This window comes from Arthrobacter sp. FX8 (genome assembly GCF_026723805.1).
In the GTDB taxonomy this organism is placed as follows: domain Bacteria; phylum Actinomycetota; class Actinomycetes; order Actinomycetales; family Micrococcaceae; genus Arthrobacter.
Genome location: NZ_CP113505.1, coordinates 4111977 through 4131259, shown reverse-complemented (window position 1 = coordinate 4131259; position 19283 = coordinate 4111977). Strand labels below are relative to the sequence as shown.

General features: G+C 67.1%; 23 protein-coding genes and 1 tRNA gene. 6 read left to right on the top strand and 18 right to left on the bottom strand.

All coding sequences use genetic code 11. The features are described 5' to 3' along the window. Nucleotides 1-52 precede the first annotated feature (52 nt). The 12 genes from OUO20_RS19400 to arfA all read right to left on the bottom strand — a co-directional run bounded on the left by OUO20_RS19400 (nucleotide 53) and on the right by arfA (nucleotide 10112). On the bottom strand, nucleotides 53-1090 hold the full coding sequence (locus OUO20_RS19400; RefSeq protein WP_268002450.1) for a HoxN/HupN/NixA family nickel/cobalt transporter: 1038 nt from the start codon (nucleotides 1088-1090) through the stop codon (nucleotides 53-55). After that, the gene (locus OUO20_RS19395; RefSeq protein WP_442781148.1) at nucleotides 1090-1791 is read right to left on the bottom strand and encodes an urease accessory protein UreD; all 702 of its coding nucleotides are present in this window, start codon (nucleotides 1789-1791) and stop codon (nucleotides 1090-1092) included. The genes OUO20_RS19400 and OUO20_RS19395 overlap by 1 nt, the downstream gene beginning before the upstream one ends. Nucleotides 1792-1988: 197 nt before the next feature. Continuing rightward, on the bottom strand, nucleotides 1989-2606 hold the full coding sequence (gene ureG / locus OUO20_RS19390; protein WP_268002448.1) for an urease accessory protein UreG: 618 nt from the start codon (nucleotides 2604-2606) through the stop codon (nucleotides 1989-1991). Between the two features lie 42 nt (nucleotides 2607-2648). Continuing rightward, nucleotides 2649-3329, bottom strand: coding sequence for an urease accessory protein UreF (locus OUO20_RS19385; RefSeq protein WP_018770904.1), 681 nt, complete (start codon nucleotides 3327-3329; stop codon nucleotides 2649-2651). Next, on the bottom strand, nucleotides 3310-3789 hold the full coding sequence (gene ureE, locus OUO20_RS19380; protein WP_018770905.1) for an urease accessory protein UreE: 480 nt from the start codon (nucleotides 3787-3789) through the stop codon (nucleotides 3310-3312). The genes OUO20_RS19385 and ureE overlap by 20 nt, the downstream gene beginning before the upstream one ends. Before the next feature lie 19 nt (nucleotides 3790-3808). Beyond that, on the bottom strand, nucleotides 3809-5539 hold the full coding sequence (gene ureC / locus OUO20_RS19375) for an urease subunit alpha (RefSeq protein ID WP_268002447.1): 1731 nt from the start codon (nucleotides 5537-5539) through the stop codon (nucleotides 3809-3811). Then, nucleotides 5536-5874, bottom strand: coding sequence for an urease subunit beta (locus OUO20_RS19370; RefSeq protein ID WP_018770907.1), 339 nt, complete (start codon nucleotides 5872-5874; stop codon nucleotides 5536-5538). The genes ureC and OUO20_RS19370 overlap by 4 nt, the downstream gene beginning before the upstream one ends. 11 nt (nucleotides 5875-5885) lie before the next feature. Next, on the bottom strand, nucleotides 5886-6188 hold the full coding sequence (locus OUO20_RS19365) for an urease subunit gamma (protein WP_026266013.1): 303 nt from the start codon (nucleotides 6186-6188) through the stop codon (nucleotides 5886-5888). A gap of 115 nt (nucleotides 6189-6303) precedes the next feature. After that, nucleotides 6304-6855, bottom strand: coding sequence for a cysteine hydrolase family protein (locus OUO20_RS19360; RefSeq protein WP_018770909.1), 552 nt, complete (start codon nucleotides 6853-6855; stop codon nucleotides 6304-6306). A gap of 78 nt (nucleotides 6856-6933) precedes the next feature. Continuing rightward, on the bottom strand, nucleotides 6934-7938 hold the full coding sequence (locus tag OUO20_RS19355) for a LacI family DNA-binding transcriptional regulator (protein ID WP_018770910.1): 1005 nt from the start codon (nucleotides 7936-7938) through the stop codon (nucleotides 6934-6936). Continuing rightward, entirely contained in the window at nucleotides 7938-8525 is a 588-nt protein-coding gene (locus OUO20_RS19350) for an HhH-GPD-type base excision DNA repair protein (RefSeq protein ID WP_018770911.1), read from the bottom strand. The genes OUO20_RS19355 and OUO20_RS19350 overlap by 1 nt, the downstream gene beginning before the upstream one ends. A 60-nt stretch (nucleotides 8526-8585) precedes the next feature. Next, complete coding sequence (arfA, locus tag OUO20_RS19345; RefSeq protein WP_268002445.1) at nucleotides 8586-10112, bottom strand: arabinosylfuranosidase ArfA; 1527 nt, start codon at nucleotides 10110-10112, stop codon at nucleotides 8586-8588. A 454-nt stretch (nucleotides 10113-10566) separates the two neighbouring features. Here arfA and OUO20_RS19340 point away from each other — a divergent pair, with 454 nt between their 5' ends. After that, complete coding sequence (locus tag OUO20_RS19340; protein WP_018770913.1) at nucleotides 10567-11367, top strand: ANTAR domain-containing protein; 801 nt, start codon at nucleotides 10567-10569, stop codon at nucleotides 11365-11367. Nucleotides 11368-11372: 5 nt separating this feature from the next. Here the strand turns inward: OUO20_RS19340 and OUO20_RS19335 are convergent, their stop codons facing one another. The 5 genes from OUO20_RS19335 to OUO20_RS19315 form a co-directional block, all read right to left on the bottom strand. Beyond that, entirely contained in the window at nucleotides 11373-12146 is a 774-nt protein-coding gene (locus OUO20_RS19335; protein ID WP_268002444.1) for an anti-sigma factor, read from the bottom strand. Then, complete coding sequence (locus OUO20_RS19330; RefSeq protein WP_018770915.1) at nucleotides 12133-12711, bottom strand: RNA polymerase sigma factor; 579 nt, start codon at nucleotides 12709-12711, stop codon at nucleotides 12133-12135. Before OUO20_RS19330 ends, OUO20_RS19335 begins: the two co-directional genes overlap by 14 nt. 67 nt (nucleotides 12712-12778) lie before the next feature. After that, nucleotides 12779-13534, bottom strand: a complete 756-nt coding sequence (locus tag OUO20_RS19325) for a class F sortase (RefSeq protein WP_268002443.1) — start codon at nucleotides 13532-13534, stop codon at nucleotides 12779-12781. 111 nt (nucleotides 13535-13645) lie between these two features. After that, nucleotides 13646-14482 (bottom strand): DUF4397 domain-containing protein, encoded by an 837-nt coding sequence (locus tag OUO20_RS19320; protein ID WP_056388339.1) that lies wholly within the window; start codon nucleotides 14480-14482, stop codon nucleotides 13646-13648. A 118-nt stretch (nucleotides 14483-14600) separates the two neighbouring features. Then, the gene (locus tag OUO20_RS19315) at nucleotides 14601-15620 is read right to left on the bottom strand and encodes a LacI family DNA-binding transcriptional regulator (protein WP_018770918.1); all 1020 of its coding nucleotides are present in this window, start codon (nucleotides 15618-15620) and stop codon (nucleotides 14601-14603) included. Between the two features lie 133 nt (nucleotides 15621-15753). Here OUO20_RS19315 and OUO20_RS19310 point away from each other — a divergent pair, with 133 nt between their 5' ends. From OUO20_RS19310 to OUO20_RS19300, 3 genes are all read left to right on the top strand, one after another. After that, nucleotides 15754-16095 carry a YciI family protein gene (locus tag OUO20_RS19310; RefSeq protein ID WP_056388341.1) on the top strand — a complete coding sequence of 114 codons (342 nt, stop codon included), beginning with the start codon at nucleotides 15754-15756 and terminating at the stop codon, nucleotides 16093-16095. A 21-nt stretch (nucleotides 16096-16116) separates the two neighbouring features. Then, nucleotides 16117-16734 (top strand): M23 family metallopeptidase, encoded by a 618-nt coding sequence (locus tag OUO20_RS19305; protein WP_268002442.1) that lies wholly within the window; start codon nucleotides 16117-16119, stop codon nucleotides 16732-16734. Between the two features lie 129 nt (nucleotides 16735-16863). After that, on the top strand, nucleotides 16864-17250 hold the full coding sequence (locus OUO20_RS19300) for a VOC family protein (protein WP_268003471.1): 387 nt from the start codon (nucleotides 16864-16866) through the stop codon (nucleotides 17248-17250). Nucleotides 17251-17360: 110 nt separating this feature from the next. Here OUO20_RS19300 and OUO20_RS19295 read toward each other — a convergent pair. Then, a tRNA-Lys gene (locus OUO20_RS19295) sits at nucleotides 17361-17433 on the bottom strand. A 210-nt stretch (nucleotides 17434-17643) separates the two neighbouring features. Here OUO20_RS19295 and OUO20_RS19290 point away from each other — a divergent pair. Together OUO20_RS19290 and OUO20_RS19285 are read left to right on the top strand one after the other, a co-directional pair. Continuing rightward, complete coding sequence (locus OUO20_RS19290) at nucleotides 17644-18303, top strand: hypothetical protein (RefSeq protein WP_018770922.1); 660 nt, start codon at nucleotides 17644-17646, stop codon at nucleotides 18301-18303. 361 nt (nucleotides 18304-18664) lie between these two features. After that, complete coding sequence (locus OUO20_RS19285; protein ID WP_018770923.1) at nucleotides 18665-19282, top strand: DUF47 domain-containing protein; 618 nt, start codon at nucleotides 18665-18667, stop codon at nucleotides 19280-19282. The last annotated feature ends 1 nt before the right edge of the window (nucleotide 19283 follow it).

The window sequence follows — 19283 nt, the reverse complement described above, 5'->3', positions numbered from 1 at the left end:
CTCAGGACCACCGCAGGGCGCGGTGCGGCAGTCAAGGCCGCACCGCGCCCTGCTACGTGTTTCGAAGTGCCTTCCCTCTCAGCCCGGCCCCGCCCCATACGGCCAGGAGCAGCGCCACCAGCAGCAGGCCGGCGTCGCCCAGGTCGACGGAGGCCAGCCACGCGGTCAGCGGATCCTCAGGGGCAAAGGCCGCGTGGAAGAACCCGGCCAAGGTAATCACCGAGATGAACAGCGCCGAGACCGCGGAAATGCCCGTGACCAGCGCGTTGAAGCCGAGCTTCCGCCGGGGATCATCCAACGCGGAGCGGTACATCCGCATCATGGCCATGCCGTTCAGCGAGTCGCACAGGGTCATCGCGGCAGCGAAGGCAAGCGGCAGCGCAAGCAAGGCGAAGGGCGGCACCCCGGCCAGCGAGGCCGCCGTCGCCATCATCAGCAGCCCGATGGTGGTGGCAGTATCAAAGCCCAGGCCGAACAGGAAGCCGATCACATAGATGCTCCCCGGCCGGCGCACCCGGGACAGCGGACGGGCGAGCAGCCGCGCCACCAGCCCCTGCGGCGCCAGGTCCCGGTGGCCAATGGTGGCGCCATCACGGGCGCGCCGGTAGGCAGAAAGTGAGCGGGTGAACGCGGAGCCGTTGAACAGTCCCATGGCCAGCAGGAACAGGCCGGACACACCACTGCCAATCAGGCCCAGGACCAGGTTTCCGGCCGTACCGTCCTGCATCAGTCCGCCCACCACGGACGCGCCGGCGATCACCAGCACGCCTGCCAGGGTCACCACTGAGCTGTGGCCCAGGCTGAAGGCGAAGCCCACGCTCACCGGGTCCTGCCCCTGGGCAACGAACCTGCGGGTGGAGTTGTCGATCGCTGCGAGGTGGTCCCAGTCGTAGCTGTGCTTCACGCCTGCGAGGTAAGCGGTGAGCACCAGCCCCGAGGACAGCGGCCGGCTTCCTGCGCCGAAGGTCCCGGCTAGCAAAAGGACGACGGCGGCGGCATGGAGCGCGGCTACCGCACCGAAAGTGAACAGCACCCGGGTCCGGAGCGGCAGCAGGTCCCGGTCACGGTAGAGGATGCCGATGCTGGTCATCAGTGCTTCCTCAGGTTTAGCGGGGCCTGGCCGTACCAGAGTCCGCGGAGCAGGTCCGTGCAGGAACGGAGCAGCAGGTTCAGTTCGTCGGTGCTGTGGGAGAGGCTCCGCAGCACCAGTCCGGTTGTGCCTGCCACGGTGCGGGTCAGGGAGATGCCGGTCAGCGATTCCCGGCCGGCGGTGAGGCCGTGGAGTTGGTCGGCGAGCGCCTGGTCCACCCGTGCGTCCACCACCACCAGCGACCCCAGGTGGCTGTATCCCTCCATGAAGCCGAGTCCGGTGACGTCGTGGAGTGGCGGCCGGATCAGCAGGTTGTCCAGTGCCAGCAGCTGCGGGTCACCATCAGCGGCCTCAATATGGATGTCGTTGCGCAGCCGGACTTCCTGGTACCGGAAGGCGGCTCCGTCGGGCGACCAGCCGGGGGTTACTACCTCGGCCATGACCAGGCTCGACGACGGCCGCAGGGTCACGGAGGTCCGCTGCCGGTAACTGGCCTGGCGGTAGGCGATGAGCTGGTCGGGCATGAGCTCCAGCCGCGCCCCCTCCCCCAGCCGCACAGTCATCCGCTGCTCTGCAAAGGACCCGGGAGTCCGGTAAACCTTCGTGGCGGACTGGGTGGTCAGGAGAAGGTCGGCCCCATCCTGGACCTCAACATCAACAAGGAAGAGGTCAGCGCCAAGATACGCCCCGCCAGGGTTCACCACGACATAACAAACCTGCCCGGAGTCATCAAGATAGTGAGGGCGGAGTACCCGAAGGGCCCCCTCATGGAACTGATGTGAGGCAAGGGACCGGCGGCCCCGCAAAGTGACGCCCAGCTCAAGCCGCCCCATAGGTGACTGTCCGTGGCTGGATCCGGCGGCTACGTCACCTTCGGGCAAGTCCACGACTGCCATGTCTAGTGCGCCAGGTCGAGCATCAGGACGTCGTGCCGGAGCCAGTCGATGACCTTGTCCAGGCCCTCGTCAGTTTTCAGGTTGGTGAAGCAGAACGGTTTGTTGCCTCGGAATACCTTGGAATCCCGCTCCATGACGGCCAGGTCAGCCCCGACGTGCGGCGCGAGGTCGGTTTTGTTGATGATGAAGAGGTCGGACTTGATCATGCCCTGGCCGGCTTTGCGGGGGATCTTTTCGCCCTGGGCCACGTCGATGATGTAGATGGAGAAGTCCACGAGTTCGGGGCTGAAGGTGGCGGAGAGGTTGTCGCCGCCGGATTCAACGAAGATGACCTGCAGGTCGGGGTGGCGGGCTTTGAGTTCCTCGATGGCGGCGGTGTTCATGGAGGTGTCTTCGCGGATGGCGGTGTGGGGGCAGCCGCCGGTTTCGACGCCGATGATCCGGTCCACGGGGAGGATGCCGTTGGCGGCGAGGATCTTGGCGTCCTCGATGGTGTAGATGTCGTTGGTGATGGCGGCCATGGAGATCCCGCCGCTCATGTGCCGGGTGAGCCGCTCCACGAGCTGGGTCTTGCCGGCTCCCACGGGGCCGCCGATGCCGATCTTGATGGGTTCAGACATATGTCCTCCTTTGACTCAAAAGCACAGTATTTACAAGCACGGTCAGCTCATGAACATCCGGGCACGTTGGCGTTCGTGCCGCATTTGCGAGATTTCCAACCCCGGACTGACGGCGCCGAAGTCGTCCAGCGTCAGGCGGGCGATGCTGTCGATGGCGGCAGCAACGTCGTCGTGCGCTTTCCGCAGCACCCGCTGCCCGGCGTTCTGCCCCAGGGGGATGGCGCGGACGGCATTCTGCGTCAGGGAGGTGGCGGTGGCAAAGAGGTAGGCGGCGAGCGCCTCCTGGAGCGGCACGCCCAGGGAGCGGGCGACGACGGCGAACGCCAGCGGCTGGTGCCCGGCGGCCCGGCCCGTGGTCACCAGGTCCCGGTACAGTTCCAGCGCAGGCGACGGAAACACCTCCGCCCCGATCTCCAGCAACCGAAGCCCCATTTTGATGCCCGCCTCCCGCACCTGCCGGGGCAGCAGGGACGCAGAGAGCAAAGTATCCAGCTCCCCCACATCAACACCCCCGTAGAGAAAGCGGATGGCGAGCCCGTCAGAGTATGTCAGCTGCTGCCCGATGAACGCGCCGAGCCAGATACCGAAGGACTCTTCATCAGATACGAGCTCCCGCTCGATGTATGTCTCGAACCCAAGGGAGTGCGCAAACGCCCCGGTAGGCAAAGCGGAATCGACAAGCTGCTGAAGCGCCAGCTGATAGTTAGTGGCTGTGCTCAGCATGGCGGAAAGGTACAGGCATGACGCGTTCCTGGCGGGTGTAGGGGACGGCATTGTGGCGGAGGTAGTCCTCGACGGTGTGGTCGTAGGCGCACACCATGACGTCCGCCCCGTATTCGGAAGCGGCGTCGAAGAACTGGGCCTGGAGGTGGCGGTTGCCGAGGGAGTGCGCGGTGACGCCCATTTCGGAGATGGTGCGGGGTGCGATGACCAGGACGTCGGTGGGCAGCACGGACACCACGATCATGTTGGCCTCTTCCACGTGGAGGATGTCGCCGTCGCGGAGGTCCCCGGAGCCGGAGGGGAGGCGGATGCCGATTTCCTTTCCGTGGTCGGTGGTGGCGCGCTGGATGCGTTTGACCAGCTGGGAGCTGGGAAGCACCACCTTTTCCCGGTGCAGCCCGGCGTAGGTTTCGGGGTCCGGAAGGTCGTGCAGGTTGCCGAGGACTTTGTCGATGATCACGTGGGGGCTCCGGTGGGGTCTAGAACAGGAAATAACGCTGGGCCATGGGCAGGACGTCCGCGGGTTCGCAGGTGACGTCCTCGCCGTCGACGGTTACCTGGTACGTTTCCGGGTCCACCTGGATGTCGGGGGTGGCGTCGTTGTACTTGAGGTCGGCCTTGGTGAGGGTCCGGATGCCGGAGACGGCCCGGATGACCTTTTCCAGCCCCAGTTCCTGGGGTACCCCGGCGTCGATCGCGGCCTGGGACAGGAAGGTGATGGAGGACTGCTGCATGGCTTTGCCGAACGTGGCGAACATGGGCCGCATGGTGCGGGGCTGGGGAGTGGGGATGGAGGCGTTCGCGTCCCCCATCAGTGCGTAGGCGATCTGCCCGCCCTTGAGCACCAGCTCCGGTTTGACGCCGAAGAAGGCCGGGTCCCAGAGGACCAGGTCCGCAAACTTGCCAACCTCCAGCGACCCCACGGAGTCGGCGATGCCCTGGGCGATGGCGGGGTTGATGGTGTATTTCGCCACGTAGCGCTTGAGCCGGAAGTTGTCGCTGCCCGCGCTGCCATGGATTCCGGCGGCGGAATCTTCCAACACCCCGCGCTGCTTCTTCATCTTGTCCGCCACCTGCCACGTGCGGGTGATCACCTCGCCCACCCGGCCCATCGCCTGGGAGTCGGAGGAGGTGATGGAGAAGATGCCCAGGTCCTGCAGGACGTCCTCGGCGGCAATGGTTTCGGCCCGGATCCGGGAATCGGCGAAGGCCACGTCCTCGGGGATGTCCGGGTTGAGGTGGTGGCACACCATGAGCATGTCCAGGTGCTCTTCGATGGTGTTCCGCGTATAGGGCAGCGTGGGGTTGGTGGAGGCCGGCAGGACATTGGGCATGCCGGCAATCTTGATGATGTCCGGGGCGTGGCCGCCGCCGGCACCCTCCGTGTGGAACGTGTGGATAACGCGGCCGTCGATGGCGCGGATGGTGTCCTCCACGAATCCGCACTCATTCAACGTGTCCGTGTGGATGGCCACCTGGACGTCGTACTCGTCCGCCACCTTCAGGGAGGTGTCGATGGAGGAGGTGGTGGACCCCCAGTCCTCGTGGACTTTCAGCCCGATGGCACCGGCGCGGACCTGCTCGGCCAAAGGTTCGACGGCGGACGCGTGGCCTTTCCCGAACAGCCCGATGTTGATGGGCAGCCCCTCAGCCGCCTGTAGCATCCGCTGGATGTGCCACTTTCCGGGTGTGACGGTGGTGGCCTTGGTGCCTTCGGCAGGGCCGGTGCCGCCGCCGATCAGGGTGGTCACCCCGCTGGCCAGGGCCGTGGGCACCTGGTCCGGGGAGATGAAGTGGATGTGGGTGTCGATTCCGCCGGCAGTGAGGATCTTCCGTTCGCCGGCGATGATTTCGGTGCCGGCCCCGATGACGATGTCCACGCCGTCGGTGATCTGCGGGTTCCCGGCTTTGCCGATGCGGAAGATATGCCCGTCCTTGAGTGCCACGTCCGCTTTGTAGATGCCGGTGTAGTCCAGGACCACCGCGTTGGTGATGACGGTGTCGGGAATGTCCTCGTCGCGGGTGGCCTGGCCGTTCTGGCCCATGCCGTCGCGGATTACCTTGCCGCCACCGAACACTACTTCCTCACCGTAGACGGTGAGGTCCTGTTCGATCTCGAGGAACAGGTCGGTGTCCGCCAGGCGGATCCTGTCACCGGCGGTGGGCCCGTACAGGTCCGCATACTGCCGGCGCGGGATCTCGAAGCTCACTGGACGTCCCCTTCCTGGCGGGTGCCGCCGTCGAGCTTTCCGTTGACCGCGTTGCTGAGCCCGAACACCTCGCGGCGCCCGGCCAGTTCGATCAGCCGCACGCTCCGGGAGTCGCCCGGCTCAAACCGCGCAGCCGTTCCCGCAGGAATGTCCAGGCGCCGGCCGTAGGCGGCGTCCCGGTCGAAGGACAAGGCAGCGTTGGCCTCAGCGAAGTGGAAGTGGGAACCCACCTGGACGGGCCGGTCGCCGGTGTTGGTCACGGCCACCTCGATCGCGTCCCTGCCCGCGTTCGCGGTCACGGGCTCCGGCCGGAGAACGTACTCGCCTGGGATCATTGCGGCTCTCCTTAGCGGATGGGGTTGTGGACGGTGACGAGCTTGGTGCCGTCGGGGAAGGTGGCCTCGATCTGCACGTCGTGGATCATTTCCGGCACGCCCTCCATGACGTCCTCGCGGCTGAGGAGGGTGGTGCCGTAGCTCATGAGATCGGCAACGGTCCTGCCGTCCCTGGCGCCCTCGATCAGTTCATAGCTGATGATGGCCACGGCCTCCGGGTAATTAAGTTTCAGGCCGCGGGACTGCCGGCGCCGGGCCAGGTCCGCGGCCACCACGATCATGAGCTTTTCCTGCTCACGCGGCATCAGATGCATGGATTTCCCTTCGACGGCCAACGGCGTGGGCTCCAGCGTAGACCCGGCACGTTTCCGCCAGGTTTCAGCAGCATCAGGCCGGTCTATCCGGAGCCTGTTTGCTGACCGGTGGGGCCTACTTGCTGAGCCCGGAAAGGATCTCCCCGCTGGACTGGACGGGCTGGCGGTAGGTAGCGGAAAGGATGCGGAGCATGTCGGCGGCGTCCTGGTCGGCTTCGGAGGCCATGGCGTCCCTGGCATACGTCACGCGGATGTTGTGCGCGAATGCATCGGCGGCGGTCTGGGCAATGCAGTTGTGGGTTGAGACGCCCGCGAGCACCACCTGGTCGGCTCCCCAGTTCCGCAGCCGGGCCAGCAGGTTGGTGCCCACGAAGGCGCTGTCGCGGGTCTTGTTCAGCTGGGGCAGGTCTTCGGTGATGAGCCCCGGCACGGACTGGGCCTGTTCACTGCCGCGGAAGATGAACCCCTGGTCGTCGTCGAGCATGCTGAGGGTCCAGGTGGATTTGTCCCGCTCGTGTTCGGTGCCCACCAGCAGCGCCTTGTGGCCGGCGGCCTTGAACCCTTCCAGCAGCCGGTTGCACTCGCTGACCACCCGTTCCCGCTGGGCTGCCAGTTCGGGGGTTTCGAAGAAAGCGTTCTGCATGTCGATGACCAGGAGGGCAATCATGGCGGCACCTTTCCGTCTCTTGAACCGGTGGCATAGGCGTACCCGCTTGCGGAGCAGGCGAAACCTGGCCGCCCGGAACTACGGCGCGGACTCGCGGATCTTTAGTTCGAACCCGGCCTCCACGTGCACGCCCGCCCCGGATGTCTCGCGCCCGGCGATCCGGTCCAGCAGCAGGCCGATGGACCGTTCCGCGATCTCGTCCATGCCCGGCGAGACGGTGGTCAGGGACGGGGACGCGAACCGGGCTTCGTCGATGTCGTCAAAGCCTGCCACGGCCACGTCCTGGGGCACCTTAACCCCGCGGATCAGGAGTTCGTGCAATGCGCCGAGTGCCAGCACGTCGTTCAGCCCGAAGACGGCGTCGAACTCCACGCCGGATGCCAGGAGGCCGGCCACGGCGGCGGCGCCGGTGTCGCGGCGCCACTCCGCAGGCACCACCAGGGCAGGGTCGAACGCGATGCCGGCTGCCTCCAGCGCCTTCCGGTATCCGTTCAGGCGCAGGCCCCCGCTGCCGGAGGTCTCCCCGGCGTTCGCCCCGATCACGGCAATGCGGCGGCGGCCGCCGGCCAGCAGGTGCGCCGTGAGCGCCGCCGCGGCTTCCCCGTTCTTCATCGTGACCAGGTCGAAGCGGGGATCCATGATGTGCTCGCCGAGCATCACCAGCGGCTTGCTGCCGGCACGCGCGGAAATGGCCTCCGCGTCAACCATCAGCGGCGTGAACAGCAGGCCGTCGGTGAGCTGCCGGAACGTCCCCTGCAGGGCGCCCAGTTCAGCGGCCGCTTCCGCGTCGGACTGCTCCACCAGCACCCGGTAACCCCGGCGGGAAGCGGCCTTCATCAGCCTGGACGCCAGCTCGGCGTAGTACGGGGCGGAGAGGTCGGACAGGACCAGCCCCAGCATGGAAGTCTTGCCGGACCGGAGGCTGCGCGCCGTGAGGTTGGCTTCGTAGCCCAGCTCCGCAATGGCATCCTGCACCCGCTGCTTGGTGGCCGGACGGATGAATTCGTAGTCGTTCAGGACGTTGGAAACGGTCTTGAGGGAAACGCCCGCCGCCCGTGCGACGTCGTTCATGGTGACTGCCATTAACGTTCTTTTCCTGCTTTCGCCGCTGCTTTGGCGGCCTGCTTGCTGGCGCGCACTTTTGCCAGGGATTCCGGGTCCACGATGTCTGCCACTGACAGGTAGCTGCCGTCCTCACCATAGTGTCCCGCGGCTTCACGCCATCCCGGCGCATTCAGGCCGCGCTGCTTGCCCAGGAGGGCCAGGAAGATTTTCGCCTTCTGCTCGCCGAATCCGGGCAGGGCCTTGAGGCGGCGCAGCACCTCGGCCCCGTCCGGTGACCCTTTGGTCCAGATGGCCGCGGCGTCCCCGTCCCACTCGCTCTGGACGGCCTCGGCCAACGCCTGCACCCGGGCGGCCATGGAACCGGGGAAGCGGTGTACGGCGGGCCGTTCCTTGAACATCTCCACAAACGCCTGGGGGTCCTGCGCGGCGATGGCCTCCGGCTTAAGCGACCCGATCCGGCTGCGGATCTTCTCGGGCCCGGCAAAGGCCGATTCCATCGTCACCTGCTGGTCCAGCAGCATGCCGGTCAGCAGGGCGAAGTCGTCCTCGCTCAACAACTTGTCCGCGGCGGGATCGCCCGTGATGTGCAGTTCCATGCCGTCCATCCTCCCACCTGCGGCCCGCCGTCGTCATAAGGGCGCCCCTGCCCTCCCGCCCCCGGGGGGTCAGCTGTCCACGGACAGCCGGATCATGGACCAGGACACGGCGGGGAGTTCGGCGGTGAGCCTCCCGCCGTCCACCTTCACGGTGCCGTTTTCCGATGGCAGGACGGAGGTGGAATCGTCGGCGCTGGCCTGCCAGTACGGGTCCTTGTTGGCGTAGGTCACCGCCTCCAGCAACCGGACATCGCCCAGCCCGGCCACGGCTGCGTCAAGCGTCAGTGCCTGGCCGGCGGACCGGTTGACGGCGAACACCACGGCTTCGCCCTTGTCCGCGTCATACGTGGCGACGGCGGACAGGGCGGCGACGTCAGTTGTCGTGCCGCCGCTGACCAGTGGGGATTCGACGGCGAGTTGCACGACGGTGCCGGAGGCGTGCCGTGAGGTCAGGGCGAAGGGGTGGAAGGTGGTCTGCTTCCAGGCGCGGCCGCCCGGCTCGGTCATGATGGGGGCGATGACGTTCACCAGCTGCGCCAGGCTGGCGGAGTGGACGCGGTCCGTGTTGCGGAGCAGCGTGACCAGCAGGTCCCCCACGACGACGGCGTCCGCCACCGTGTAGGTGTCCTCCAGCAGGACGGGGGCCACGGGCCAGTCCTTGCCGGTGGGCACCTTGGACTCGTCGCGGCTCATGTGCCAGACGTTCCACTCGTCGAAGGAGATGTTCACCTGCTTGGAAGATTTCTTGACCGACTTCACATGGTCGATGTGGCTGACGAGGTCGCGGATGAAGGCCTCCATCTTGTGTCCCGCGGCGAGGTGTTCCTGCAGGTCGCCGAAGTCCTCGAAGTACTGGTGCGCCGAGATCAGGTCCACCAGCTCGTAGGTCTCCGTCAAAACCACGCGTTCCCACTCACCGAAAGTCGGCATGGTGGGCCCTGAACTGCCGCAGGCCACCAACTCCACGTCCGGCTGCATCATGCGCATGGCACGGGCAGTGTCGGCGGCCAGGCGGCCGTATTCCAGCGCGTTCTTGTGGCCGATCTGCCAGGGGCCATCCATTTCGTTGCCCAGGCACCACATCCTGATGCCATAGCCGTCCCGGGCACCGTTCGCCTGGCGCTGGCCGGCCAGCGCCGTGCCGGCGTCGATGTTGCAATACTCCAGGAGGTCCAGCGCCTCCTGGACCCCGCGGGTGCCCAGGTTCACCGCCATCATGGGTTCAACGCCGGCCTTGGCGGACCACGTGGCGAACTCGTCCACGCCCACCGTGTTGGGATCGGTGGAGTGCCAGGCCAGGTCCAGGCGCACTGGCCGCTGGTCAACCGGGCCCACCCCGTCCTCCCAGCGGTAGCCGGACACAAAGTTGCCGCCGGGGTAGCGGACGGTGGATACCCCCAGTTCGCGGGTGAGCGCGAGGACGTCCCTCCGGAACCCGTCGTCGTCGGCATCCGGGTGGTCCGGTTCAAAAATGCCGGTGTAGACGCACCGGCCAAGGTGCTCAACAAAGGCACCGAACGTACGACGGCGGACCGGCCCCACGGTGAACGACGGGTCGACGGTGATTTTTGCTGCGGCGGGTTCTGGCTGGGTCACGAAGGCATCCTCGGCTTGGTTTCTACAACGTTATAGAAACTATTGTTGGGGGGCCCGCCTCGGGAGTCAAGTGCTCCGTTGACCGGGCGGCAGCGCGGCCTCACCCCTGGGTCGCCAAGCGACCCGCTTCCCACCTGCGGCAACACGCCTGAGGGGTTTCCGCAGGGCGCGCCCAAGTACTCCCTAATCGGAAAAACAGGTACTGGTTACGCATCCACTGGGGGCTGGACGGCCATTAGGTTTTTCACAGAGACAAGACCTGTTCTGCTTTCCGGTACTTGGCTCACTAGGGGGTGTGAGACTGGCAATGCATGCACGACAGGTAAACCCAGGCTTCCCGGTTCATAGGACCCGGGTACTAAGCGGGGCCGGCGACGAGGAGTCCTTTGAGACCAAGGGCTCTCCCCCAGCCGTCGCCGGCCCTCTTTCCGCAGCGAACGCCCGCAGGACGCGCGTGCCCCATCCGGAGCCGCGCGGCCGTGAACGCGGTGCACCCCGAAACCCCGCCCTCGTGCTGGACCTGGTCAACGACGCCCAGACCCTCTCCGATTCCCTTAGGCTGCTGGTGGCCGCCTCGGCTGACCATGTGGCCGCCACCGCCGGGATTGACGTGGGCTGCGGCCTGGTGCTGCACCAGGCCAAGCGGACTCCTGCCATAACGGGCACCACCGGTGAAGTAGTGCGGATGCTGGACTGGGAACGGGAAATGGACGAGGGGCCGGTAACTGACGTCATGTCAGGCGGGCACCCCGTCGCGGTGCTCCAGCGGAACGGGGATTTCCGGTGGCAGCACTATTCGTCGCAGTTGCAGTTATCAGGGTTCGGCAGTGCCCTTGCCGTACGGCTCCGTCTGGAAGCGGACCCCGCGGAAGATGACCAAACGATCGGCAGCAGTGGCCCCGGCCGGACCGCCGCCGCACTTGCCTTCTTCGCGCACGACTCGAAGGCTTTCCCGCTGCAGGCCATCGCCGAGGCACGCACCTTTGCCGCCCTGGCAGCCAAGAGCCTGCAGATGGCCATCAACCTGCACTCCGCCCGCTCGCTGGCCACCGACCTCCGTTCGGCCCTGGACAGCCGCACCTCCATCAACGTTGCCTGCGGCGTGATCATGGCCCAGAACAGGTGCTCGTACCAGGAGGCCTTCTCCATCCTTGCCAAGGCTTCCAGCCACCGGAACATCAAGCTGCGCAAGGTGGCGGAGGAACTGCTGGAGCGGTTGCCGGAAGGTGCCCCGCACTCACACTTCGGCGGCTGACCGCGTCAGGATGACAGGGTGCCCCTGGCGATACTCACGCTGGAGTGCGCAGGATTGCCGTCCATCGGTTCGTCGGAAACATCCACCACCGGGTACTGGGAGAGGTCCAGGCCGCTGGGCACCTGGAACGTTCCGGATGTGGAGTTCATGACGCCCAGGCTGACCAGCCGGGAAAGGTCCGGCGCAATCAGCCACACCTCCTGGTAACCCTTGGCTTCATCCTTGTCCAGGCTGATTTCCAGGTTGCGGGAACCGTCGGGCGCCGTCACCACCTTGGCCGATCCTGCGGCGGAGTGCTGCGCCAGCGGCGCCAGCTGGGCAGAGGCCAGCTGCTGGGGCTGGGGCGGACGGGTCAAGGTCAACACCGCACCAACCACCACCAGGACGGCTGCGGCTGCAGCTGCCACCCACGTACCGGGGCGCTGCCACCAGGCACCTTTGGTCCGCCGGCGGACAGGGATGACGTTCGACGGCGGCGCGTCCGCAGGTGCGGCCGCCGGACCCGCGCTGTTTCCCTTGGCGGCGTCCGCCGCCAGCGGATCCTCCCGCACGGACCCCGAAAGGCCCAGTTCCCGGTGGATTCCAGCCCATACCTGTGGCCCGGGCACGGCCAGGCGGCTGGTGTCCGGTGCGGTCTTCACCGCGTCCACCGTGCGGCGCAGGGCAGCAAAATCGGCGGCGCACTCGGGGCAGGCAGCCAGGTGCTCCCGGGCACCCGGGTCCTCCCAGCCGTCGTAAAGTGCCAGGAGGCTCAACTGTTCCGGATCAAGATGCGGCATGGTCTACCTCCAATCTGCTTCGCAGGTGCGACAGGCTCCGGCGGATGTGGCTCTTGACCGTACCAAGGGGAAGGCCCAGTTTGCGTGAAATCTGCTCGTGCGTCAGGTCCTCGTAAAAGGCGAGCTTCATGATGGACCCCTGGGGCTCGCCCAGCCTCTCCAGTTCGCCGTCCAGGAGCAGCCTGTCCGCCAGCATTTCCGCCGCCTCTGTTCCCGTTCCGGCGTCTTCGCCCATACCGGCTCCGGCCGCGGCGAAGGCCTTGCGTGCTTCCCGGGCTGCCGCCGAATGGGCATCGGTGATGGCGTTCCGGGTGATTCCCACGATCCACGCCGGCAGCCTGGCCACTTGCGGGTTGAAGGTACTCCGCGAACGCCAGGCCCGGATGAAGACCTCCTGGGTCACGTCGTCCGCCGCTGCCCTGTCCGGCAGGGAACGCAGGGCAAGGGTGTGCACCAGGGGCGCGAACTCACGGTAGGCCGCTGCCAGGGCGTGCTCATCCCCGGCCAGGAAGGAGTCGGTCAGTGCGTCATCCCATCCGCGGAAAGCGTGCCCGGGAAGCGTCACAGGCAACTCCTTCCCGGCGTCGGCGCACGAGTTACATGGCTGGCCACCGGTGATGCAGAAACCAGGTTCATGCAGGAACTGCGGTGACAATGACATTGTCGCTGTAGTCCATCCGCTCGTCCAGCCATCGGCCGCCGCAGGTGACCAGCTTGAGTTCGTGCGGGCCGGACCGGCGGAACAGGGCGCCGCCGTCGAACTTGTCCTTTGCCATCAGTTCCACTCCCACCACCCGGTAGGCGAGCGGCCCGGCCCCATCCCTGCCCACGCGGATGAGGGTTCCCGGCGAGAGGGACTTCAATGCCGAGAACGGTGCCCGGTCGGACGTGGTGTCGATATGGCCGGCGATGACGGCGGTTCCCTCGGCTGCTCCCGGGGCCGGACCGAATTTGTACCAGGCCGCCCGGTCGAAGGCGTCAGGGATTTCCATCGCTCCCCCGCCGGAAACTCCCCCGGGCACCACCGGCATGTCGATGGCAGTGCCCGCCACGGTCAGTGATGTTGGTGCCGGCACCACCGCCGCGGCGGTTGGAGCCGCGGGCCGGACCGGGATGGCCCCGGTGGGAGGTACAGCGGAGCCGGCAGGGGCCGGCGCCCCCGGCGAGGGCGCCGGCTCGTGAGAGCCGGTTGCCGCGGCAACCGTGGAGGGGGCCGGCTGCCCGGCAGAACCGGTGGGACCCGCAGAACCAGTGTGACCGGGGGAACCAGTGGGACCGGCAGGACCGCAGCCGGACAAAACCAACGCGGCAGCCACCATCGCTGCCGCCGCGCCGCCTGCCGGATGGCGACGGCGGTACCCGGGTGCCGGCGTCGTGCCTGCCATCATGCCTGCCGCCTCCCTTCCATGTATGCCGGCCATTGGCGGGGCCGGTGCAGGGGCCCGTCCGTTGCCGGCCGGGCCCCTGCGGTGTGGTCCTTCAGCGGGCGTCTGGCCCGGTTACAGTTCCGCCCGCCGTGCGCGGACCGCGCGGGCTGCGCCCACCGCCCCCGCGAGGAGGGCCAGCGCTGCCAGGCCAAACCCGGCGGTGGCAACGGCAGGGCCCGCTCCACCGGCATCCGCGGACCCGTCAAGGGCACCCGGCACAGAGGCCGGTGCGGAATGCAGGCCCTCGATGGTCTGGACTGCAAGCTTCAGGTTCTGGTCGGCCAGGCTGCCCCAGGCGTAGACGATGGTGTGGGTACCTTCAGCCACCGCCACGTCGGCCGGGCCGATCACCGGGGTGGTGGTGCCTGCGGCAGCCACCGCGGCCGGGACGGTGCCGGGATCCAGGGTCAGGGTCTTTTCGTTCGGGTTGGCCAGGTTGGTGACAACGGCGGTGCCGCCTGCCAGGACATCGACGGCTGGGGCTGCGGCTGCGTGCCGGACCGTCAGTTTGCCCTTCCCGGCGGGAATTTGGGACACGTCGTTGGTGAACAGGCTGGCGGTGGGCTTGCCATCGGCGCCGAGGTGGGCTGCGGCCGTGTAGTTTCCGTTGGCGGCAAGGGTGACGCTCACCGGACCAATGGCCGGCGCGGAGGCGTTGGCGGCATCGGCTGCCGTGATGGCGATTTCGTAGGTGCCGGCCGGAAGGGCCAGTGGCCCTGCAAGGGTTCCGGGGGCAAAGTCATCCAGGGTGCGGTCACCGTTGACCCAAACGTCCACGGTCAGTCCGGGAACGCCATGCAGCACGGACAGCTGGGCATCCCCGTCTGCTGCGTGGGCGGGACCGGCCAGAGCGATTGCGGCTGCAATGGCTGCTGCACCGGCACCTGCGGTGAAGATTTTGTTGCGCATGTCCATCTCCTTGAACGGCCCGGCTGACGGGCGTTTTTTGCTGACACTCCTACTACCGGCGCAGCCCCGGATTTGGATGCAGAATCATGGAGATTTTTTGGCGCTTGGTGCCGCCCGCCTAGGCGCGCGCTGGAGCGGCGGTGCTGGCACGCAGGACCAGCTCCGGCGGGACCACAGTGGAACTCACCGCGGCACCCGACTCGATTTCCTTCAGCATGATGTCCATGCAGCGGCGTCCCAGCTCCTCGAAGTCCTGGCGGACGGTGGTCAGCGGCGGCGTGAAGTACCCCGCCTCCGGCTGGTCGTCGAAGCCCACCACGGAGACGTCGTCGGGCACCCTGACCCCCGCCTCGGTGAACGCGCGCAGCAGGCCCAGGGCCATCTGGTCGTTTCCAACGAAGATGGCCGTGGCCCTGAGCCCGGAGGCCAGCTTGCGGCCGATCGCGTAACCGCTGCCCGCGCTCCAGTCCCCCTCAACCAGCAGGGAATCATCCAGGCCGGCATCCCGGAGGGCAGCACGCCACCCCTCAGCGCGCTCAGCGCCGTCCGTCCAGTCAGGCGGGCCGGCGATGTGCCCGATCTGGCGGTGCCCCTCACTGATGAGATGTTCGACGGCGAGCCTGGCGCCTGCACGCTGGTCCACCATCGCACCGCTGACGGAAGCGCTGCCGGCCGAGCCCACTGCCACCACGGGCACGGGAAGATTCATCTGCTCCAGCACTGCGAGGGTGTCCGAGTGCGGCACGAGCACGGCGATCCCGTCCACGGCCTGGTCCATGAAGTGGCCCACGGCGTTGGAGATGGCATCCCGGCTGATTTCCCGCAGGGCCGCGATACTGACAAAGTAACCGGCGTTGCGGGCGGCATGTTCAACCCCCAGCAGGGTGTTGGCCGGGCCGTACTGCGAAAGCTCGCTTGCCAGCACGCCAATGGTCTGCGAGCGCCGGGTGACCAGGCTCCGGGCCGCGGTGTTGCGCCGGTACCCCAGTTCGGCAATGGCGGCCTCCACCTTTTCCCGGGTCGCCTTGCTGACGTTGGGATGGTTGTTCACCACCCGGGAGACGGTCTGGTGGGAGACCCCCGCCACCTTGGCCACGTCTTCCAGGCGCGGCATCCGGCCCTTGCTGGTATTTGCCATGAGCCTATTGTGCCTGTTGCGGCCCCCGCGGCGGCGTCCCCGGGCGCCGGCACAGCGCGCCTGAATCCTTGCGCGGCAGCGAAGCGATGGGAAGGATGAAGCTGATCGACTTGCCAACGAAGGAGCCGTGAGAATGACCAAATACCTGATCTCGTTTCCCAGCGGCGCCATGGACATCCCGGATGGTGGCCTGCAGGCCGTAGCGGACGCCGCGCATGCCGTGGTCCAGGAGGCGAAGGACGCCGGCGTCTGGGTGTTCGGCGGCGGCATCGACGAGAGCGTTCCGCCCGTGATGGTCGACGGCGACGGTACGGTGAGCGAAGGCACCTACCCCCAGACGGCGCAGATCGAAGGCGGCTACACGGTGCTGGAACTGCCCGGCTACGAAGCCGCACTGCACTGGGCCGCGAAGATCGCCGCGGCCTGCCGCTGCGCACAGGAAGTGCGCGCCTTCCAGTACGATCCCGCCAGCTGACCCATCAAGCCCCGCCAAACCATGCCTGCGGCGACCCCTGCGGACCTGGAGTATCCGTTCACCGGCCCCTGGCTGGTGCAGAATTCTCCCGCCAACCGGATCCCCAGCCACGGGACGCGGCTTTTCGCCACGAGCCACGCCATCGACTTCACCCCGCTGGACCGGAACGGGCGGTCTGCGCCGGTCACCCTGGCGTCGCTGTTCCGGCCCGAGCCGCCGGAGCAGTTCGTGGGGTTTGGCAGGGCTGTGACAGCCCCGGCCTCCGGTATTGTCCTCGCCGCCCATGACGGGGAGCCGGACCATGCCGCCTTCCGCGGCTTTCCATCCATTCGTTACGCCGCTTCGCAGGCCAGGCGGGCGCGGGAGGGATGGCCGGGCCTTGCAGGCAACCACGTGATCATCGGGAGCGGCGCGGTGTTCATCGCCCTGTGCCATCTGCAGCGCGGGAGCGTCTGCGTCCGGCCCGGCAAGCCGGTTGAGTGCGGGGAGATGGTGGGCCGCTGCGGCAACTCCGGCAACAGCACGGAACCGCATCTGCATGTGCAGGCCATGGATTCCGCCGATCCAGCCCGGGCTTCCGGCGTTCCCCTCTCGTTCCCCGGCGGACTGCCGCGCAACGGGACCATCGTGCATGCCTGAGGCGGGGGTTACCAAGGGCCGGAGCAATGGATGGGACCGGTCAGGGCCCGGCGGTGTCGGATCCCTTGCCCGCACACGTGCTACACGAGCAGGATGGACGCATCGAACGGTTGGGAAAAGGCGGGGGTCATGCGCTTGGTTCAGGTCGCTCAACACGCCAGTGATCTGCAGCGGGCAGCGGAATTTTACAGCGCCTTGCTTTCGGCAAGATACACGGCCGTGTTCGATCCGCCCGGGCTGCTGTTCTTCGACCTTGACGGCGTACGGCTGTTGCTGGAGCAGGGCGCGCCGAGTTCGCTGCTCTATCTTGGCGTTCCCGATGTGAAGCGCACTGTGGAGCAACTCAAGGGCCGGGAAGTGGAAATAGTGGCCGAACCGCGGGTGATCTTCAGCCACGACGACGGCCTGCTGGGGCCCGCCGGCACGGAGGAGTGGATGGCATTCATCCGGGACAGCGAGGGAAACACCCTGGGGCTGGTCAGCCAGATTCCCCCGGCATCGCCATCCCGGCCGTGAGGCACCCAAACGCTTGCAGGCCGGGCCCGCGGACGCCCGCGCAATAGTTGGCCACGGCCCTGAAACCACCGGCAGGCCAGAGGCTGGATGCCTCTGGCCTGCGTAAACGGTGGGCCCTGTGGGGCTCGAACCCACGACCCACGGATTAAAAGTCCGATGCTCTACCAACTGAGCTAAAGGCCCCTGCCGGCCAGCCAAACACGCTGTGTCTGCCCATCCGGCCCAATCCATTTCTGGACGTTAATACTCTAACCCATGGTTCCGGCGGCTTCGCACATGGCCCAGGCGCCGTCGTCGGACGCTTTCATCCTCCTTTTGACGCCTCTTCCCGCAGGTGAAGCCGGGCGCCGCAGACGCTCGATTTCCGCCGCGGCACAGGAGTAGCGTGGGGGCATGAGCGAGCAAGCAGGAACCAGTCCTTACGGCGGCAGCAACCGGCACCACAAGCCCAAGCCCTTCGCCCCGATGGATTTCGAGCCCTTCGCCGGCGGGGCCGATCCCGCCCGCGTCTCGGAGGCCGCCCACCTCGCCGCGCAGGCCCTGGTCCGCCACGGCCGGGACAGCGATGATCCGGTGGTCACCGAACGCCTCGTGAAGCTTGCCGACGAACAGGGCCTGGAGGCCATCGCCGAGATGTGGGCCGAGAGCCCGGCCCGCTCCCTTCCCGGCGCCCTATGGCGGCTTTACGCGCTGCGCGCTGCGACGGTCCAGGATCCGGAACGCATCTCCGTGTATTTCCGCGCGGGCCGGGACACCGCGCAGGTCTCCAACGTGGTGGCCGGCGCGGCTGAACCACCCGGCGCGGAGGAAATGCGCACCATGGCCGACGCCATCCTTTCCGGCGCGTTCGACGGCGATTTCGACGTCGCGCTGGAACGGTCCGCCGCCTTCTGCCGGGTGGTGGCGCTGGGCCAGGCCACCCTTGCCGACGGCGCCGAACACGCCAACGAGGCACACGCCAGCAAGCTGACCCGCAACTCCCACCAGTTGGTCAAGACCGCCGAGGACCTGGAGCACGCCGCCAACGCGTGGCGCCTGGGCGAACTGGACTGAGTGGCCGCCGGGACCCGGTAACCGGCCGTACAGGGCTGGTTGCTCGAGCCTGCCCGGCACCCTCTGGCCCTTATTTCCGGGACGAACAAGGGCGCCGCTGTCAAGATTGACTTGGGCCGGGTGAAGTAGAAGACTGAAACCGGTGCCGAGCCGCGAAACCCCCGGGCTTCAACAATTAGCCGCCTAGAGCGGCCTACCGCCGAGAGGCGTATCCGGTTCGGCACCATTTTTCTGCCCTCTTCCGGGTGGACAATTCAGAGGTGCTCTTTCGGGCCGGTAGAGTAGGCGACAGTTGCGCGCCGGAGTCAAGTCACACGGCAGCGACCCCCGCCTTGATAAGTCCCCGGAGACCGGTAAACACGTGAAGCTGCGCCTTTTCCCCCAGGAGCCCGCAGGGCTGAACCTGCTCTCGCAGATGGCACAACAGATCGTGCTGGCCACCGCCACCCTGGCCGAAATCCTTGGCGTACCCGCGGACGAGCACGGCAACCTCGTGGAGGACATGCACAACCTCGAGGCCAAGTCCGCCGAACTGCATTTCGCCCTGCTGACCCACATGCGCACCAGCTTCGTGAACCCGCTCCCCCGCGAGGACATGTACGCCCTCTCCCGGTACCTCAACGAGGCCATGGAGAAAATGGATGCCGCCGCGGAACTGGTGGCGCTGTACAAGCTGGACCGCCTGCCCAAGCGCGCCGCGGACCAGCTGGAGATCATCAGCCGGCAGGCCGAGCTGACGGTCGACGCCATGTGCAGGCTCAACAACCTGGATGACCTTGAGGACTACTGGATCGAGATCCTGCGCCTGGCCAAGCGTGCCGAGCGGACCCACCGGGTTTGGGTGGCGGACATGATCGCGGACATGAAATGGGCGCAGTACTCGCGCAACCGGGACATCGCCAACCAGCTGGTGGAGGTCACCAAGGACATGCGGCGGGTGGCCACCCAGGTAGGCAGCATCATCGTCAAGGAATCCTGAG

Excerpts from the sequence above, each read along its gene's own strand:
- OUO20_RS19350 (WP_018770911.1), bottom strand. The coding sequence starts at position 8,525 with ATGGACGGCATGGAACTGCACATCACGGGCGATCCCGCCGCGGACAAG.
- OUO20_RS19335 (WP_268002444.1), bottom strand. The coding sequence starts at position 12,146 with ATGCCGCATCTTGATCCGGAACAGTTGAGCCTCCTGGCACTTTACGAC.
- OUO20_RS19315 (WP_018770918.1), bottom strand. The coding sequence starts at position 15,620 with ATGGCAAATACCAGCAAGGGCCGGATGCCGCGCCTGGAAGACGTGGCC.
- ureG (WP_268002448.1), bottom strand. The coding sequence starts at position 2,606 with ATGTCTGAACCCATCAAGATCGGCATCGGCGGCCCCGTGGGAGCCGGC.
- OUO20_RS19365 (WP_026266013.1), bottom strand. The coding sequence starts at position 6,188 with ATGCATCTGATGCCGCGTGAGCAGGAAAAGCTCATGATCGTGGTGGCC.
- OUO20_RS19400 (WP_268002450.1), bottom strand. The coding sequence starts at position 1,090 with ATGACCAGCATCGGCATCCTCTACCGTGACCGGGACCTGCTGCCGCTC.
- OUO20_RS19370 (WP_018770907.1), bottom strand. The coding sequence starts at position 5,874 with ATGATCCCAGGCGAGTACGTTCTCCGGCCGGAGCCCGTGACCGCGAAC.
- OUO20_RS19305 (WP_268002442.1), top strand. The coding sequence starts at position 16,117 with ATGCCTGCGGCGACCCCTGCGGACCTGGAGTATCCGTTCACCGGCCCC.
- OUO20_RS19385 (WP_018770904.1), bottom strand. The coding sequence starts at position 3,329 with ATGCTGAGCACAGCCACTAACTATCAGCTGGCGCTTCAGCAGCTTGTC.
- OUO20_RS19360 (WP_018770909.1), bottom strand. The coding sequence starts at position 6,855 with ATGATTGCCCTCCTGGTCATCGACATGCAGAACGCTTTCTTCGAAACC.
- OUO20_RS19355 (WP_018770910.1), bottom strand. The coding sequence starts at position 7,938 with ATGGCAGTCACCATGAACGACGTCGCACGGGCGGCGGGCGTTTCCCTC.
- OUO20_RS19310 (WP_056388341.1), top strand. The coding sequence starts at position 15,754 with ATGACCAAATACCTGATCTCGTTTCCCAGCGGCGCCATGGACATCCCG.
- OUO20_RS19325 (WP_268002443.1), bottom strand. The coding sequence starts at position 13,534 with ATGATGGCAGGCACGACGCCGGCACCCGGGTACCGCCGTCGCCATCCG.
- OUO20_RS19290 (WP_018770922.1), top strand. The coding sequence starts at position 17,644 with ATGAGCGAGCAAGCAGGAACCAGTCCTTACGGCGGCAGCAACCGGCAC.
- OUO20_RS19300 (WP_268003471.1), top strand. The coding sequence starts at position 16,864 with ATGCGCTTGGTTCAGGTCGCTCAACACGCCAGTGATCTGCAGCGGGCA.
- OUO20_RS19320 (WP_056388339.1), bottom strand. The coding sequence starts at position 14,482 with ATGCGCAACAAAATCTTCACCGCAGGTGCCGGTGCAGCAGCCATTGCA.